This window comes from Mesoterricola sediminis (genome assembly GCF_030295425.1).
GTDB lineage: Bacteria > Acidobacteriota > Holophagae > Holophagales > Holophagaceae > Mesoterricola > Mesoterricola sediminis.
The window spans coordinates 1,880,759-1,897,081 of sequence record NZ_AP027081.1 but is presented as its reverse complement, the minus strand read 5'-3'; the positions used below and the strand labels follow the sequence as shown (position 1 = coordinate 1,897,081).

The 16,323-nt window shown below is 71.1% G+C and carries 16 protein-coding genes and 1 pseudogene; 14 read left to right on the top strand and 3 right to left on the bottom strand.

The window, feature by feature from the left end; genetic code table 11:
• The first annotated feature begins 64 nt into the window (after positions 1 to 64).
• The 4 genes from R2J75_RS08400 to R2J75_RS08385 are packed head-to-tail and all read left to right on the top strand — an operon-like array spanning position 65 to position 2,733.
• On the top strand, positions 65 to 655 hold the full coding sequence (locus R2J75_RS08400) for a hypothetical protein (RefSeq protein WP_316411487.1): 591 nt from the start codon (positions 65 to 67) through the stop codon (positions 653 to 655).
• Between the two features lie 36 nt (positions 656 to 691).
• Positions 692 to 1,333 carry a glycerol-3-phosphate 1-O-acyltransferase PlsY gene (gene plsY / locus R2J75_RS08395; protein ID WP_243334359.1) on the top strand — a complete coding sequence of 214 codons (642 nt, stop codon included), beginning with the start codon at positions 692 to 694 and terminating at the stop codon, positions 1,331 to 1,333.
• A gap of 1 nt (position 1,334) precedes the next feature.
• Entirely contained in the window at positions 1,335 to 2,339 is a 1,005-nt protein-coding gene (locus tag R2J75_RS08390; RefSeq protein WP_243334358.1) for an NAD(P)H-dependent glycerol-3-phosphate dehydrogenase, read from the top strand.
• A 1-nt stretch (position 2,340) separates the two neighbouring features.
• Positions 2,341 to 2,733, top strand: coding sequence for a VOC family protein (locus R2J75_RS08385; RefSeq protein WP_243334356.1), 393 nt, complete (start codon positions 2,341 to 2,343; stop codon positions 2,731 to 2,733).
• A gap of 9 nt (positions 2,734 to 2,742) precedes the next feature.
• On the opposite strand, the gene R2J75_RS08380 is transcribed toward R2J75_RS08385, so the two are convergent.
• Positions 2,743 to 3,618 (bottom strand): endoribonuclease YicC domain-containing protein, encoded by an 876-nt coding sequence (locus R2J75_RS08380; RefSeq protein ID WP_316411486.1) that lies wholly within the window; start codon positions 3,616 to 3,618, stop codon positions 2,743 to 2,745.
• Positions 3,619 to 3,793: 175 nt separating this feature from the next.
• Between R2J75_RS08380 and R2J75_RS19875 the strand changes: the two genes are divergently transcribed.
• The 4 genes and pseudogenes from R2J75_RS19875 (at position 3,794) to R2J75_RS08370 (ending at position 4,810) form a co-directional block, all read left to right on the top strand.
• On the top strand, positions 3,794 to 4,180 hold the full coding sequence (locus R2J75_RS19875) for an IS5 family transposase (RefSeq protein WP_394365896.1): 387 nt from the start codon (positions 3,794 to 3,796) through the stop codon (positions 4,178 to 4,180).
• Positions 4,171 to 4,281: pseudogene (locus R2J75_RS19870) on the top strand (IS5/IS1182 family transposase); the annotation flags it as partial. The gene R2J75_RS19875 and the pseudogene R2J75_RS19870, both read left to right, overlap by 10 nt.
• Before the next feature lie 38 nt (positions 4,282 to 4,319).
• Positions 4,320 to 4,547: a transposase gene (locus tag R2J75_RS08375; protein WP_316411485.1), complete on the top strand. Its 228-nt coding sequence runs from the start codon at positions 4,320 to 4,322 to the stop codon at positions 4,545 to 4,547.
• A 38-nt stretch (positions 4,548 to 4,585) separates the two neighbouring features.
• Positions 4,586 to 4,810, top strand: coding sequence for a GxxExxY protein (locus tag R2J75_RS08370; RefSeq protein ID WP_316410066.1), 225 nt, complete (start codon positions 4,586 to 4,588; stop codon positions 4,808 to 4,810).
• 283 nt (positions 4,811 to 5,093) lie between these two features.
• On the opposite strand, the gene radA is transcribed toward R2J75_RS08370, so the two are convergent.
• Both radA and smc read right to left on the bottom strand, forming a co-directional pair.
• Positions 5,094 to 6,479 (bottom strand): DNA repair protein RadA, encoded by a 1,386-nt coding sequence (gene radA, locus R2J75_RS08365; RefSeq protein ID WP_316411484.1) that lies wholly within the window; start codon positions 6,477 to 6,479, stop codon positions 5,094 to 5,096.
• Positions 6,480 to 6,850: 371 nt separating this feature from the next.
• The gene (gene smc / locus R2J75_RS08360) at positions 6,851 to 10,357 is read right to left on the bottom strand and encodes a chromosome segregation protein SMC (RefSeq protein WP_316411483.1); all 3,507 of its coding nucleotides are present in this window, start codon (positions 10,355 to 10,357) and stop codon (positions 6,851 to 6,853) included.
• 187 nt (positions 10,358 to 10,544) lie between these two features.
• On the opposite strand from smc, the gene R2J75_RS08355 reads away from it, so the two are divergent.
• The 6 genes from R2J75_RS08355 to R2J75_RS08330 are packed head-to-tail and all read left to right on the top strand — an operon-like array spanning position 10,545 to position 16,271.
• Positions 10,545 to 11,276, top strand: a complete 732-nt coding sequence (locus R2J75_RS08355) for a hypothetical protein (RefSeq protein WP_243347597.1) — start codon at positions 10,545 to 10,547, stop codon at positions 11,274 to 11,276.
• A complete protein-coding gene (locus tag R2J75_RS08350; protein WP_316411482.1) occupies positions 11,276 to 12,148 on the top strand; it encodes a PilN domain-containing protein in 873 nt (290 codons plus the stop codon). The genes R2J75_RS08355 and R2J75_RS08350 overlap by 1 nt, the downstream gene beginning before the upstream one ends.
• Positions 12,145 to 12,732 carry a hypothetical protein gene (locus R2J75_RS08345; protein WP_243336049.1) on the top strand — a complete coding sequence of 196 codons (588 nt, stop codon included), beginning with the start codon at positions 12,145 to 12,147 and terminating at the stop codon, positions 12,730 to 12,732. The genes R2J75_RS08350 and R2J75_RS08345 overlap by 4 nt, the downstream gene beginning before the upstream one ends.
• Complete coding sequence (locus R2J75_RS08340) at positions 12,729 to 13,382, top strand: hypothetical protein (protein WP_316411481.1); 654 nt, start codon at positions 12,729 to 12,731, stop codon at positions 13,380 to 13,382. The genes R2J75_RS08345 and R2J75_RS08340 overlap by 4 nt, the downstream gene beginning before the upstream one ends.
• A gap of 25 nt (positions 13,383 to 13,407) precedes the next feature.
• A complete protein-coding gene (locus tag R2J75_RS08335; protein ID WP_316411480.1) occupies positions 13,408 to 15,816 on the top strand; it encodes a secretin N-terminal domain-containing protein in 2,409 nt (802 codons plus the stop codon).
• Positions 15,813 to 16,271, top strand: coding sequence for a type II secretion system protein (locus R2J75_RS08330; protein WP_243347478.1), 459 nt, complete (start codon positions 15,813 to 15,815; stop codon positions 16,269 to 16,271). The genes R2J75_RS08335 and R2J75_RS08330 overlap by 4 nt, the downstream gene beginning before the upstream one ends.
• Positions 16,272 to 16,323: the final 52 nt, after the last annotated feature.

Sequence of the window (16,323 nt, the reverse complement as noted above, 5' to 3'; positions counted from 1 at the left end):
GCCCGAAGGGGTGGAGCCTTGCGCTCCACCCCTTTTTTCGTACGCTGGAACCCGAGGAGGCCCCATGCGCGCCTTGTCCCTGCTCCTTCTGGCGGCCGCCGCCCTGGACCCCGCGGCGGCGAAGGGCGCCCACCCCTCGCGGGTCACCGCCTTCCAGGCCGGGGCGCGGGAGATCCGGATCTTCGCCTTCCAGGGCGGCCTCCTGCCCTACGAGATGACCCCGGCGGGTCCCGTCCCCGTGGACGCCGCGGACCTCCCCGCCCCGGCCCGGGACGCCCTTCCCTGCCGCACCCGGGACGGGGCCGCCACCGTGTCCTGGAAGGCCCTCTCGGCGCACCTGAGGACCCATCCCCTGCCCCGCCCCAAGGAGGACCGCCTGTACGCGGGGACCCTGGCCCGGTCCGGCCGGCGCTGGAGGCTGGTCCGGGACGCCGCGACCCCGCCGGGGCGGGCGGGATCCCCGCCCCTGGAGGTCCCCGAGCCCGGCGGCCCCGCGCCGGCGCCGGAGGCCGCGTCGTACGTCCTGCTCGGCCTGCCCGGCCCCGCCCCGGTCCCCGGCCCCATCCTGCTCCTGGGCCACGTGGACACCGGCGCGGCCTCCGCGGACCAGGGCGGCGAGGTCCACCTGGCCGTGACGGCCTGGGCGCGGCCCTAGGCGCACGCGGGGCCCGTTTTCGGGTACCCTTTCCCCATGCTGATTCCCATCCTCAAGCACTACCTCCTCTGGTGCGGCGCGGCCTTCCTGGCCGGGTCCATCCCCTTCGGGCTCGTCCTCGTGAAGCTGGCCGGCAAGGGGGACGTCCGGACCCAGGGGTCCGGCAACATCGGCGCCACCAACGTCATGCGGGCCGGGGGCAAGGGCCTGGGCATCGCCACCCTGGTCCTGGACGCCCTGAAGGGCTTCCTGCCCGTGTTCATCGCCAAGCAGGCCGGCTATTCGGCCGAGTTCCTCGCCTTCGTGGCCCTGGCCTCCGTGGTCGGGCACGTGTTCACCCCCTGGCTCCGCTTCAAGGGCGGCAAGGGCGTGGCGACGGCCCTGGGCGCCGTCCTGGGCTACCACGCGCCGATGGTGCTCCCCGCCCTGGGGACCTTCCTCGTCCTCGTGGCCATCTTCCGCTACGTGAGCCTGGGCAGCGTCGCCGCGGCCGTGGTCCTGCTCCTCACGGCCATGGGCTTCCTGGGCACCTGGGCCCGCCTGCCCGTGCACGAGGGCATGGCCCAGTGGCCGATCCTGGCCTGGACCCTCCTGGTGGGCCTCGTCATCCGCAAGCACGCCGAGAACCTGAACCGGCTCCTGCACGGGCAGGAGCACCGCCTCTGGGGGGCCAAGTAGCATGGCCGCCACCGACATCGCCGTCTTCGGAGCCGGAGCCTGGGGCACCGCCCTGGCCATGGCCTGGGCCCGCCAGGGCGCCCGGGTCGACCTGTGGGGGCACCCCCCCAGCCTGGTGGACCAGCTCGTCCAGACCCGCCGCCATCCCTCCCTGGCCGACGTGGAGCTGCCGGCGGGCGTGACCCCCCGGCACGACCCCGCCGACCTCTTCGGAGCCCCCCTCTGGGTGAGCGCCCTGCCCACCCAGGTCGCCCCCGAGGTCTGGCGGGACCTGGCCTCCCGCACCCCGCGCCGGCCCGAGCTGGTGGTCTCGGTGAGCAAGGGCATCCTCCAGCACACCTTCCGCCGCGTCTCCGAGACCCTGGAGCCCATCCTGGGCGTGCCCGTGGGCGCCTTCTCCGGCCCCACCTTCGCCGACGAGGTCTCCCGCAGCCGGCCTTCGGCCATCGTCCTGGCCCTCCCCGCCGCCGTCCCCGACGGCCGGGCCGAGGCCCTCCAGGCCCAGCTGGCCACCCCCAACCTCCGGGTCTACCTGAGCCGGGACGTGACGGGCGTGGAGCTCTGCGGGGCCTTCAAGAACGTCCTCTCCATCGCCGCGGGCCTGGTGGAGTCCCTGGGCCTGGGCAACAACGCCCGGGCCGCCCTCATCACCCGCGGGCTGGCCGAGATGGCCCGGCTCGTGGAGGCCATGGGCGGGAGCCGGGACACCCTGATGGGCCTGGCGGGCCTGGGCGACCTGGTGCTCACCGCCACGGGGCCCCAGAGCCGCAACCGCACCTTCGGCGCCCTCGTGGGCAAGGGCATGACCGTCGAGGCCGCCGCCGCCTCCCTGGGCAACCAGGTGGTGGAGGGCGTCTTCACGGCCGAGGCCGCCCTGGGCATGGCCGAGACCATGGGCGTCGACCTGCCCATCACCCGCGAGGTGGTGCGCCTCCTGGCCGGCGAGGATCCCCGCGCGTCCGTGGAGCGCCTCATGCAGCGCGACCTTCGCCCGGAAAGGGACTGACATGCAGATCAAGCTGGCCAGCGTGATGGTGGACGACCAGGAGAAGGCCCTCGCCTTCTACACCGGGAAGCTCGGCTTCCGGAAAAAGGTCGACGTGCCCCTGGGCCCCTTCCTCCGCTGGCTCACGGTGGAATCCCCCGACGGGGTGGAGGGCGTGGAGCTCGTGCTGGAGCCCATGGCCTTCCCCCCGGCCCAGGTCTACCAGAAGGCCCTCTTCGAGGCGGGGGTCCCCGCCACGGCCTTCATGACCCGGGACCTCATGGCCGACTACGCGCGCATGAAGGCCGCCGGGGTCGTCTTCCGGAGCGAGCCCAAGGACCTGGGCAGCATCCTCGCCGTGGTGTTCGAGGACGGCTGCGGCAACCTCATCAACCTGGTGGAGCCCCGCGGCTGAGGCCGCCCCTCACTCCAGGTTGGCGCCCTGCTCGCGGATCTGGTCGAGGACGCCCTTGGCCTCCATGACCGCGCGGGTCATGGCCAGGCGCTTGCACTTGCTGCCGCAGGTGTTGAGCTCGCGCAGCACCTCCTGGCTCCACACGTCCAGGGCCTTGCCCCCCAGGACGCCCCGCTTGAGGCGGGCGCTGAAGTCCTCCAGGTGGGCCCCCAGGCGCACCAGTTCCTCGCGCACGTCCTGACGCTCGGCCAGGGCGGCGGCCTCCGCCACCACCCGCTCCGCGGGCAGCTGGCCGCTGAGGCGCGCGTCCTCCAGCACCTGGTCCAGGCGCTTGCGGTACTGCTCCGGCAGTTCCTGGGCCTGGGCCTCGCTCTCGGCCTGCAGGCGCGCCCGCAGGGCCTCCAGCTGGTGGGCGCCCGCTTCGAAGGCGGGGCGCAGCCGGGCCCCTTCCTCCGCCCGGCCCGCGTTCCAGGCCGCCAGCAGGCGGTCCAGGCCCTCCAGGAGGCTCGCCTCCAGGCGCTCGGCCAGATCCGCCGACGGGGGGAGCCAGGCGCCGGGCACCCGGAAGAAGGCCTCGGCGCTGAGGGGCGGCAGGTTCAGCCACTCGGCGTCCTCCTGCCAGGCCTTGGCCAGGGCCCGCAGCAGGGGCCGGTTGAGCTGGGGCTCCAAGCTCGGCTCGTCCTGCACCTCCACGGTGAGGTCCAGCTTCCCGCGCTGGGCGGCCTCCCGCACCTTGGCGCGGATGGCCGCCTCCAGCGGAAAGAGGCTCGGGTGGATCCGCAGGTTCAGGTCCAGGGCCTTGTGATTGACGGAGCGCAGGGAGAGCCGGAGGGAGCCCCGCTCCAGGGGCAGGACGGTCTCGGCGTAGGCGGTCATGGAACGCATGGGCATCCTCGGGGATCCTTCCATCCTAGTGCAGGCCGCCCGTAGATCCCGAATCGGCTTTTCGCCCCCCCCGGGCTGCGCTTCTAGGCTGTGTTCGGAATCTATAGATTAGATAAATAGTTAACTTGTACTCATACGTAAAGGCTCGTACACCACGAATTTTCCTGGGGTAACGATGCCGAGAAGTTTCCTGACCGATGCCATGTGGGCAAAGCTTGAACCGCTCCTTCCGCCAGAGCGTGGAGGGATGGGGCGATCCCGTCACCCCAACCGTCCCATGGTGGAGGCGATCCTGTGGAGGCACAGGACTGGGGCGCCGTGGAGGGACCTGCCGGAGGAATTTGGACCTTGGACAAGCGTGTACACGCGATTTGAGGCCTGGACCAAGCGCGGCGTGTGGCAAAGGATCCTGGAGTTCCTGCGCAAGGAAGCCGACCTGGAGTGGGTCATGCCGGATGGCACCATCCTTCGCGCTCATCAACCTTCAGCAGGCAAAAGGGGGGGCTCTGGAACCAGGCGCTCGGACGATCTCGGGGTGGATGCTCGACCAAGATCCATTTGATCTGCGATGCCCACGGTAATCCTTTGGATTTCCTGGTCACTCCGGGGCAAGCCCATGAAAGCCGGTCTGCTGAAGGATTGCTGTGCGGTTGGCAGGCAGAGTACGGGTTCGGAGATCGGGCCTACGATGGGAACCCGGTATGGAAGGCGATCGAGGCCATGGTGCGACAGCCGTCATCCCACCTCATCCCCGGCGCAAGAATCCGGCGGCCTGGGTCTCACACCTATACAAGGCCCGCCATGCCATCGAGCATGGGTTCGCCAAGCTCAAACAGTTCAGGGCGCTGGCCACCAGGTTCGACAAAACGGCGCGAAGTTTCTCAGCCCAGGTGGCTTTGGCCTGCATCGTGATCTGGCTGAGGCTATGAGCGGAGGGTGACAAGCGTTCCGGATCCTCATTGATCCTATGAAACGCGGAGGCGCGGAGGATCTCGCAGAGGGTCGCGGAGGAAAGCGCTCCTGGAACCTGCCCCTGGATATCGAGTGGAGGGGGCTTGTGGTTGAGCGGGCCTACCGGCTGGATTTGCTGGTTGACGACCTCGTGGTCGTGGAGGCTAAGGCGGAATGGAGGTCGGCCTGCTCCTCAATTTCCGTCAGTGGCCTTTCAAAGACGGTGGAATCAAGCGGGTGATACATACAAGGGCTTGATCCTTTCTCCGCGAGCCTCAGCGAGATCCTCCGCGCCTCCGCGTTCCAATAGGATGCTGCGAATGCGCGGCGCCATCAGGCACTGCAGCACAGACTCACTATTCCAGCTCCTCCATGCTCCGGCACGGATGGGTATTAGCCATTACTATCCTAGATTACGAACACACCCTAGGGGACAGGGTCGGCGCCATTCCCGGGCCGGAATCCCGTGGCGAACGGAAGGGACGCGGACCTTCGGGCATCCGGACGCCGCCGCCCAACCCGCGTCACCCCTCCTCGTCCGCGCCCTCCGGACGCCCCCGGAGCCAGGGCTTGGCCCGGAGCCGTTCGAGGCCCCGTTCGGGGTGGAGCTCCAGCGGAGCGTCCAGGCCGGGGTCCATGCCCAGGCGGGGCACCGCGGCCGCGTGGAAGCCCAGGCGGCGGCCTTCCTGGAGGCGCAGGGGCAGCTGGGAGACGGGGCGCACCTCGCCGGTGAGGCCCACCTCGCCCAGGAAGAGACAGCGGTCGGCCAGGAGGCGTCCCGTGGCGCTGCTGGCCAGGGCGGCGACGACGGCCAAGTCGGCCGCGGGGTCCTCCACCTCCAGGCCCCCGGCCACGTTCAGGTACACGTCCCGGTCATGGAGCTGGATGCCCCCCCGGCGTTCCGCCACGGCGCAGAGCATGGACAGCCGCTGGCCGTCGATGCCGAGGGCCGTCCGGCGCGGAATGCCGAGGCCGGCCGAGGCGACGAGGGCCTGGATTTCCACGATGACCGGCCGGGTGCCGGAGAGAACGACCGTGGCCGCGCAGCCGGGCCTCGGCTCGGCTTCCAGGAAGAAGGGGTTCCCTTCGGCGGGCACGAGGCCCCGCTCGGTCATGGCGAAGACGCCCAGTTCGAAGGCGGCGCCGAAGCGGTTCTTGAGGGCGCGGAGGAGGCGGTGGTGGTGGTGCCGGTCCCCCTCGAAGGCCAGGACGGTGTCCACCAGGTGCTCCAGCACCTTGGGCCCGGCGAGGCTGCCGTCCTTGGTGACGTGGCCCACCAGGACCAGGGGGGTCCCCGTGGCCTTGGCCCACCGGGCGAGGAGGGTGGCGCACCCCCGGACCTGGCTGACGGACCCGGAGGAGGCCTCGAACTCGGGGTCGAAGAGGGTCTGGATGGAATCCACCAGGAGGAGGGCCGGCTTCATGCGGTCCGCCGCCTCGAGGATGCGGCGCACGTCCGTCTCGGCGAACAGGTGGATGCGGGGGTTCTCGGCCCCCAGGCGCTGGGCCCTCAGCTTGATCTGCCGCTCACTCTCCTCGCCGCTGGCGTAGAGCACATCCCCGGCGCAGGCGGCGGCCCACTGGAGCACCAGGGTGGACTTGCCGATGCCGGGCTCCCCGCCCAGGAGCACCACCATGCCCGGAACCACCCCGCCGCCCAGCACCCGGTCGAGTTCGTCCAGGCCCGTGGGGGTCCGCTGGGTCTCGCTGATCTCCACGGAGAGGAGGGGCACGGGGTCCTGGTAGTTGCTCTCGGAGAAGGCGCTCCGGGCCCGGGCCAGGTCCTTCTTCATGGCCCCCCGCACCTCCTCGATGGTGCCGAAGGACCCGCAGGCCCCGCACTTGCCCAGGGGCTGGGCATGGCGGGCGCCGCAGGCGGTGCATTCGTAATGGGACGTGGTCCTGGCCATGGAGTCACTCTACCCGGTTTTCCGCATACGCCCCGTCAAGGCGAAATCGGTTCCGCAGCCCGCGGGATCTTAACAAATTCAGCATTCTCAACCCCTTTTCCCCCATTTCCCCCCGGCCTCCCCCCCCCTTTGTGGAAAACCTTGTGGATTTCCATCCGGGTCAGGCGGGATTCCCTTCGACCGGCCGAGGAAATCGTGAAATGCCACTTGGCAGAATATAACGACAAGCTGCTTTGATATCAATCTTTAAAGCACATGCCATTCGTGATTACAATAAATAAAACATTACATAGTTTTCCACACGTTTCCGGTTTCTTTCGCGTTGACAAGCCGAATGGGGCGTGACCGGCGCGTGACAAAGGCGTGACCAATCACACCAACTGGGCGGCTTCCCTCAGCTGGACGCTCACCAGGCGCGACACCCCCATCTCCTCCATGGTCACCCCGTAGAGGGTGTCGGCGGCGACCATCGTGGGCTTCTGGTGGGTGATGACGATGAACTGCGTCCCTTCCTTCATTTTCTGGACCATGGCGGCGAACCGCCCGACGTTGGCCTCGTCCAGGGGCGCGTCCACCTCGTCCAGGACGCAGAAGGGGCTGGGCTTGTAGTGGAAGATGGCGAAGAGGAGGGAGATGGCCGTCAGGGCCTTCTCGCCGCCGGACAGGAGGGTCAGGGCCTTGGCGCTCTTCCCGGGCGGCTGGGCGGTGATCTCGATGCCGCACTCCAGCAGGTCCTTGGGGTCCTGGAGGATCAGGGTGGCCGCGCCGCCGCCGAAGGCCTCCCGGAACACCTCGTTGAACCGGGCGTTGATGAACTCGAAGGCCTCCTTGAAGCGCTCCTCGCTGGTGGCGTTGATCTCGCGGATGGTGGCCTCCAGGTTGCCGATGGCCTCCGTCACGTCGTCCCGCTGCTGGTTCATGAAGGCCATGCGCTCCTCGGCCTCCTGGAGTTCCTGGATGGCCAGGGGGTTCACCCCGCCCAGGTCCATGCGCTTGCCCTGCAGCTCCTGCATGCGGGTCTGGTGGACGAGCTCGCCCTCGGTCCAGGCCTCGGCCTCCTCGGGGGAGATGGAGGCCAGGAAGTCGGGCACGGTGAAGCCCAGGGCCAGCTCGATCTCGCGGGCCAGGGCCTCCATGCTGCCCTGCACCTGGGCGCCCTGGAGCAGGCTCTCCTGGTGGAGCTGGCGGGCGTTCTCCAGGGCCTGGGCCAGTTCGCGGGCGACCCGCTCCTGCACCCGCAGGAATTCCTGGGCCTGCTCGATGCCCGGCAGGGCCTCGGCATGCGCCTCCACGAGCTCCTGCCGCTGGTCCAGCAGCTGGGCGGTCTCCACATCCATCTCCGCCAGGCGGGCCTGGGCGGCCTCGGCCTTCTCGGCGTTCTGGCGCAGGTCGTACTGCACGCGCGAGCGCTCCGCCTCCAGGTCGTACGCGCCCCGCTGGAGCTGCTGGAGGTGGCGCTGGAGCGCGTCCCGCTCCGCCCAGGCGGAGCTGCGCATGCGCGAGGCCTCCACCAGGTGCTCCCGGCGGTCGTCCAGCTCCCGCTGGGCCTCCGCCCGGCGCCCCTCGGCGGCGGCGATGGCCTCCACGACGGCGGCCTCCTCCGGGTGGGCCTCGGGCATCTCCAGTTCGCGGAGCTGGGCGTTGAAGGCGGCGATCTCCTGCTCCAGGCGCTCCCACTGCTCGTCAGCCCGGGTTTGGGCCTCGCGGATCTCCTTGAGCTGTCCGGTGTTGGACGCCTTCCGCCCCCGGACCCCCTCCAGGGACCGGCGCGCGGCCAGGTGATCCTCGTCCATCTCCTTGAATCGCTCGGCGGCTTCCCGCATGCGGTAGTCCGCGGCCCGGACGGCGTTTTCCCGGGTCTCCAGCTCGTCCAGCAGGGTCTCCCGGGCCGCCTTGGCCGCCTCGTGCTCGTGCTTGAGCTTGAGGGGGGACGCCGCCGGCGCGGCCACCCCCGCCTGGGCCGGACCAAAAGGCAGGCGCACGAGGGACGGCGACACGAAGGCGAGGTCGGGGTGGGCCTGGGCCAGGCCGGCCAGGTCCGCGTCCGCGCACAGGTAGGCCCGGTCCAGGAGCGCGGCCAGGGGCCGGGGCCGGCCGGGGCGCCACCGCAGGTGGTCCCGGAGGGGCTCGCAGCCGGCGGGCGTCTCGCCGGAGGCCGGGGCCGCGCCCGGTTCGTACAGGAGCTGGCCGGGGGCCTCCCAGGGCGCCCCCGCGCCGGACAGGGCGACGGTCTGGATCCAGCCACCGAGCAGGCGCTCCAGGGCCGCCAGGTGGGCGTCGTCCACGTCCAGGGCGTCCACCAGGGACTGGGGGGCCTCCCCCCGCTCCCGGAGCCACGCCAGGGCCTTCTGCTGCTCCGCGCTGCCGGTGGCCTCCCGCAGGAGGTCCCCCAGCTGCTTCATCCGGCGCTCCTGGGTCTCCAGGGCCCCTTCGGCCTCCCGCAGGGCGGCGCCGGCGGCCCGGTGGGCCTCGGCGGTCTCCTCCCGGATGCGGGCCTGGACCTGGACGGCCTCGGCCATCTCCTCCAGCCGGGCGGCAGCCCCCTCCTCCTCCCGGGCCAGGCGGCGCGCCTCCTCCTCGAGCGCCTCCAGGCGGGGGGCCCGCACGGCCTCCTCGTGGTTGAGGGCATCCAGGCGACCAGACCGCTGAGCGACCTCCTGGTGCAGGGCCTGGCGCCGCTTCTGGACCGCCAGGGCCTCCCGCTCCAGTTCCAGCCGCCGTTCCCGCAGGGCCTTGATCTCGGCTTCCACCTTCCGCAGGGCGCCCCCGGCGAGGACCACCGCCTCCTCGGACCCGGCCACCAGGGCGTCCCGGGCCTCCAGGGCCTTCTCCGCCTCGGCGAGGGCCGCCTGGAGCCGCTCGGTCTCGGCCTGGGAGTCACCCGAACGAGCAGCCAGCTCCTCCAGCCGGGCCTGCAGCGTCGCCTCGGCCTCGGCCGCCTCCCGGATGCGCTCCCCCTGGAAGCCCCGGTCCTGGTCCAGCAGGCTCAGGCGCTGGTCCAGGCCCAGGATGGCCCGGCTCCGGCGCTCCTGCTGGTGGTTGAGCTCGTCCAGGGCCAGGCGGAGGGCCTCCACCTCGGAGGACTTCTCGGACCCCTGGGCCGTGAGGGCGGCGATGTTCCGCTCCAGCTGGTCCAGGTGCTCGATGATGCGCTCCTTGGCGGCCTCCAGTTCCGTGGCCTTGCCGGCCAGGAGGATGCGCTGGGTGGCCTTGATGGCGGCGTCCAGCTCCTGGGCCCGCCGGGCCTTGGCGGCCTGGCGCTTGAGGGATTCCAGCTGCTTGTTGAGTTCGAAAAGAATGTCGTCCAGCCGCAGGAGGTTGGCCCGGGTCTCCTCCAGGCGCCGTTCAGCGTCCGTGCGCCGGACCTTGTAGCGGGTGATGCCGGCGGCCTCCTCCAGGAGGCTGCGCCGGTCCTTGGGCTTGGTGGAGAGGATGAGGTCGATCTGGCCCTGCTGGATGAAGGAGTAGGCCCGGGTGCCCATGCCCGTGTCCATCAGGAGGTCCTGGACGTCCTTGAGGCGGCATTCCCGGCCGTTGATGCGGTACTCGCTGCCCGTGTCCCGGTAGAGGCGCCGGGAGATGACCACCTCCCGGGTGGACCCGGGCAGGGCCGGGTCGGGCATCTCCAGGGTGAGCTTGACCTCGGCCAGCCCCATGGGCCGCCGCTGCCCCGTCCCCGCGAAGATGACGTCCGCCATCTCGGTGCCCCGCAGGAGGGTCGCCCGCTGTTCCCCCAGGACCCAGGCCAGGGAATCGGAGATGTTGGACTTCCCGCAGCCGTTGGGGCCCACCACGGCGGTCATCCCCACCGGGAATGTGAGCTTCTGGGGGTCCGCGAAGGACTTGAATCCATTGACTTCAAGGGCGATCAGACGCAACAGGGGCCTCTATGTCGGGGAACTACCTGGCTCATCACTCCACACATCCTCTGAAACCACACCCTTGGGAAAGGCGGAACTGGACGATAGACTACATGTCCGCATCGATCTCAGCCGGAGAGCCCTTGTCGATCTGCCATGGAACCACCCTACCCCTTCCTGGACCCCGCCCCGGGAGACGATCAAGATGAGCGCTGCGAGGCTGGGCACCAAACAAGCTTCCATGGTATGGCTTGAGCCCCACCGCGTCCATGCCGGAGGCCACGCCCGCGCCCTCCGGGGGGACCTGACCCCCGACGTGCTCGCGATGGCCCTGGAGGGGCTCCCCGCGGGACCGACCCACTGGGTGGTGGACGACGCCTGGATCCCCTCGATCCTGCTCCGGGACATCGTCGAAGTGCCCGCGGGCGCTGAGGCCCGGGACGCCTTCTTCAAGTGGCGCTTCGCCCAGACCCTGGCCCTGGAGGCCCCCCAGTCCGTCCAGGCCCTGGACCTGGGGGAGCAGGCCTGGCTGCTGGCCGGCGTCGCCGAGGCCACCCGGGAAAGCTGGATCCAGACCAGCATGACCCTCGGCCGCCCCATGCGCCGGCTGGTGCCCCGCTGGCTCTGGCTCTACAACCGCCTGGCCCCCACCCGGGAGGTGCCGGGCATGCTCCTCTCCCTCTGCCCCGACGGGAACGGCGGCTACACCGGTTCCCTGGCCGCCTGGGGCCGCAACCTGGCCCTCCTCCGCCAGTGGGCCGACCCGGCCCCGCCCGAGGTGTGGATCCAGGAGCGCGTGCTGCCCAGCGCCGCCTACCTCCAGCGAGAATCCCGCCCGCCCCAGGAGCTCGTGGTGTGGGGCGCCCCCGCCTGGCCCGAAGGCCCCGTCCCCGCGCGCATCCTCCCGCCGGACATCCCCGCCCAGGAGGCCCTCTGATGGGCGTTCCGACCCTCAAGCTCGATCTGGCCCCGCCCAGCACCCCCTGGCGCCTCCACCACGGCGTCATCGGCTGGGGGGCCCTGGCCGGCGGCGCCCTGCTCCTGGCCGTCTCCCTCACCATGACCTTCCGCGCCCACCGCCTGGCCTCCAAGGCCGGCCAGCTCGCCGGCGCCCGCACCGCCCAGACCCGCCAGGCCGAGGAGGCCCAGCAGCGGGTGCTGGAGGAGCTCCGCGCCGTGGACGTGGCCAAGGAGCTGCCCCGGTGGCGGCTCGCGGAGCGGATCTTCACCGAGCGCAGCCTCCCCTGGTCCCGGCTGACCGCGGAGCTGGAGCGCAGCATGGTGCCCGACGTGCGGTACAAGTCCCTGCAGCGCACCCGCGGCGCCGACATGAAGGTCCAGGTCAAGATCAAGGGCGAGGCCCGCTCCCGGGACGCGGAGGCCGACCTCATGGCCTCCCTCCAGAAGAACCCCTGCTTCGACCAGATCATCCTCGAGCGCGAGGGGGAGCGGAACGGCGGCGGCGTGGACTTCGAGTTCACCCTCGCGGCGGCGCCCGTGCCTCCCCCCTACGCGCCGCTCCCCAAGTACGGACCCCAGCGCAAGGCCGACAAGCCCGTTCCGGCCGCGGCGCGCCCCGCCCAGGCCCGCCCCGCCCCGCAGGCCCCGGCCCGGCCCGCCCCCGTCGCGCCGGCGGTGCCGGCCCGGCCCCAGCCCGCCCCGGCGCCCCAGGCCCAGGCCCCGGCCCCCCAGCCCAGCCAGCCCCAGCTGGCCCCGGGCACGGTCTTCGGGCCCACGAACCCCCACCCCCTCCTGGCCCCCCGGCGCCAGCCCCGGCCCCGGCCCGCCACCCGCGAGGGCGACCAATGATCACCTCCCTCCGTTCCAGCACCTACCGCCTCGCGGCCGGCGCCATCCTGGCGGTCCTCGCCCTGGGCGTCTTCGCCTTCGCCCTGCCCGACGCGGCCCAGAAGCGCGAGAAGGCCGAGAAGGCCGCGCGCGAGGCCGCCGCCGCCCTGGCCCGGCAGAAGGAGGAGCTCCAGGCCTACCAGGACGAGGCGGAACGCCTCCGGGCCGACCGCAAGGCCCTGGACGAGCTCCTGCGCACCATGCCCTCCGAGCCCGTGGGCCGCCTCCACTGGAAGCTCAGCCAGGTGCTCTACGACCTGGCCCGCAAGCACCAGGTGCGCCTCGTCTCCGTCAAGTACGGCGCCCCCTCGCGGGAGGGCGCCAAGGGCAGCCTCCTGGAGGCCCTGGACGTGGAGTTCAGCGTCGTCGGCGTGTTCCAGAACCTGAAGCCCTTCATGCTCGCCCTGGAGGGCAGCCGCCTGCCCTTCGCCGTGGCCAGCGCCAAGCTGGACGAGAGTCCCGAGGGCGGCCACCTGACCGTGGTCCTGAGGGCGTTCCGGCAGGCGCCCGGCGCCGCCGCCGCCGAACCCGGGGAGGGCGCATGAGCACGAAGATCAAGGGCACCGACCCCAAGGCCATGCTCCAGGACCTCAAGACCAACCGCCGCCTCCAGGTGGGTCTGGTGGCCCTGGCCCTCATGATCTGGTACCTCTGGCCCGCCGCGAGCCCGGGGCCCCGGCGCGGACCGGCCGCGGGCCGCCGCGCCGCCATCCCCCTGGGGGACCGGCAGGCCCGGGAACTGCAGAAGCTGCCCGACCTCGCCAAGCTGGACAAGGCAGGCGAGCTCCCCAGCGAGGAGCGCATGCTCCGGGACCTCTTCCTCTTCGATGGCCCGGCCCCGCCGCCCCCGCCTCCCCCCCCTCCGCCGCCGCCGCCCCCCCCGCCCACGCCCGAGCAGATCGCCGCGGCCAAGCTGGCCCAGGAAAAGGCCCAGCAGACCGCCCTCAAGCCCCAGGATCTCCGGTTCCTGGGCTACCTCGGCACCCGGAAGGCCGGCCGGCTCGGCGCCTTCATGAAGGGCGAGGACCCCGTCACCCTCGCCGAAGGCGCCCTGGCGAACCCCACCTGGAAGCTGGTGAAGGTCACCGACGTCTCCGCGGAGTTCCAGAACATCCGCTTCCCCGACCTGAAGTACCGGATCGACGCCGTCGAGCCCCGGGGCGGCGCGTCCGGCACCGCCGCCAATGAATTCTGATCCCATGCGGAAGGAAACGATGCATATGCGCCCCACCTTCGATCGTCTGGCGAAGTCCCTCGCGGCGTCCCTGGCCCTCGTCCTGGCCCTGGGCTGCGCCCTCCACAAGGCCCAGGCGGCCTACGACGAGGGCCGCTACGAGGAGGCCCTGGACCAGTACCGCCAGATCCTGAAGAAGGACCCCGGGAACAACCAGGCCAAGATCGGCTACCGGAAGACGGCGCCCCTGGCCGCCGAGGCCCACCTGACCAAGGCGCGGGAGGCCAAGAAGCAGGGCCGCGAGGCCCTGGTGCGCACCGAACTCGCCGCCGCCGTGCTCCTGGACCCTTCCAACGCCGTGGCCGTCGACTGGCTGAACCGCATCGAGGAGGCCGCGGCCCGCCAGCGGGAGATCGAGGCCCAGGAGGAGAGCGTCGAGGCCCTGCGCCAGAAGGCCGAGACCCGCCCCGCCCTGCCCATCAACCCGCGCTCCCTCGAGGGCATGGACCTGAACTTCACCCGCAAGACGAGCCTGCGCGAGATCTTCCAGCAGCTCAGCAGGAACTCCGGCGTGAACATCATCCTCCACAGCTCCGCCAGCGCGCAGGACCAGAGCGTCTCCATCGACCTCCGGGGCCTCACCTTCCAGCGCATCCTGGACACCCTGATGCTGCAGAGCGACCTGTTCTACAAGGTGCTCGACCCCAACACCATCATGGTCTTCAAGAAGACGCCCCAGAACCTGGCGGACTACGAGAACAAGCTCATCCAGACCTTCTACCTCTCCAACGCCGAGGTGGACAACGTCCGGCAGATCCTCAACGCGATCCTGCCCACCATGCGCGTGTTCATCGACAAGCGCCTCAACGCCATCACCGTCCAGGCCAAGTCCTCCGACCTCTCCGTGGCCCAGCACATCGTCAGCCAGCTGGACAAGGCCAAGGCCGAGGTCGTCGTCTACATCGAGCTCGTCGAGGTGACGGAGACCGCCAAGGAGCAGGTGGGCCTCCTGCCCACGATGAACCCGCTGGACACCTCCGCCAGCGGCCTCTACCGCATCGGCGCCACCACGACCAACATCAATTCCGCCGGCGCCAACGTGAACAAGGGCGGCATCAAGATCTCCAAGAACGACCTCCAGTTCATGTTCGCGCCCCTGGCCCTGGACGCCCTCAAGAGCACCGGCGAGGGCAAGCTGCTGGCGAGCCCCAACGTCCGCGTCGTCTCCGGCGAGGCCGGCGAAGTGAACATCGGCGAGAAGATCAGCACCACCCAGTCGTCCATCGGCGGCCTGGGGTCGTCGACCACCTCGACCGCCACGGCCGCGAGCTCGGCCCTGGCGAGCCTGGGCGGCAACCTCACGAGCCAGACCCAGTACAGCTACGAGGACGTGGGCGTGAAGATCAAGGTGAAGCCCCGCGTCCACTTCAACGGCGACATCACCGTGGACCTCGAGTCCGAGATCAAGACCCTGAAGGCCGGCTCCACCCCGGGCCGCCCCGACCTGGGCCAGCGCATCATCAAGACTTCGGCCCGCCTGCGGGACGGCGAGACGGCGGTGTTCGGCGGCCTCCTCAAGGAGGACGAGACCAAGAGCCTCCAGGGCATCTGGGGCATCACGGACATCCCCATCCTCGGCAAGCTCCTGGGCAGCAACAAGAAGGACAAGAGCCGCACGGACGTCATCCTCTCCCTGCGCGCCGTGATCGTGCGCAAGCCCGACCTGGGCGAGGAGGACTTCGGCCCCTTCGATCCGGACCAGGCCCCCAGCGCCTCCAAGCCCTTCGCCCCCAAGCCCGAGAAGCGCCCCCTCCCCTCCGGCCTGGTGGATGAGGCCGCCCCGGTGAAGCCCGCGCCCCAGCCGCCCGCCGCCCCGTCGTCCCCGACGCCCCAGCCGGCCGCGCCAAAGCCGGCGGTGCCTCAGCCGGCCACGCCCCAGCCCGCCACGCCCCCGCCCGCCACGCCGCAGCCGGCCGCCTCCCAGCAGCCGACCCCCACCGAGGCGCCCGCGCCCGCCGCCCAGCCGGCGGCCCAACCCGCGGCGGCCCAGGCGGACGCCCAGGAGAGCCCCCTGGTGTTCTTCCTGACCCCCCTCTCCACCGACACCACCAAGGGCCAGCGGGTGGGCCTCACCCTCTTCGCGAGCGGGGCCCAGGGCCTCACCAGCGGCACCCTCTCCATCAAGGTGGACCCCCGCCTCAAGGTTCTCGGCGTCACCGCCGGCGACTTCCTCACGGCCGAGGGCGGCAAGCTCCAGCAGGCCAGCCAGGACGGGACCCTCACCCTCACCTTCACCCGGCCCGGCGGCGCCACCGACAGCGGCACCTTCGCCACCCTGGATCTGGAGGCCCTGGAGCCCGGCAAGGCCACCGTCCTCATCCAGGAGGGCCGCTACCTGGTCGGGACCAACCCGATCCCGGCCCGGGTCGTCAACGCCCTCGTCACCATCCAATGACCCTCCGTCAGCGCGGCTTCACCCTCCTGGAGATGCTGGTCACCGCGACCGTGCTGGTGATCCTCGCCTCCGCGGTGGTGCCCATGGCCAAGAACGGCGTCCGCCGCCAGCGGGAGCTGGAGCTGCGCCGGACCCTGCGCGAGATGCGCACCGCCATCGACTCCTACAAGGACATGGCGGACCAGAAGAAGATCAAGGCGCCCCCCGCGGAGAACAACGGCTACCCCGAAAGCCTCGAGATCCTCGTGGAAGGCGCGCCGGTGATGGGCAAGGACGCCAAGATGCGCTTCCTGCGCCGGATCCCCGTCGATCCCATGACCGGCAAGTCCGAGTGGGGCCTGCGCAGCCTGTCCGACGACCCCGGCAGCTCGAGCTGGGGCGGCGGCAACGTCTTCGACGTGTACAGCCTCTCCACGGGCACCGGCTCCAACGGGAAGCCGTACCGGGAGTGGTGAGGCGTTTTTTTTGGCTTGCCTCCGGGCGCAACCCGGGCTACCATTGAATTTC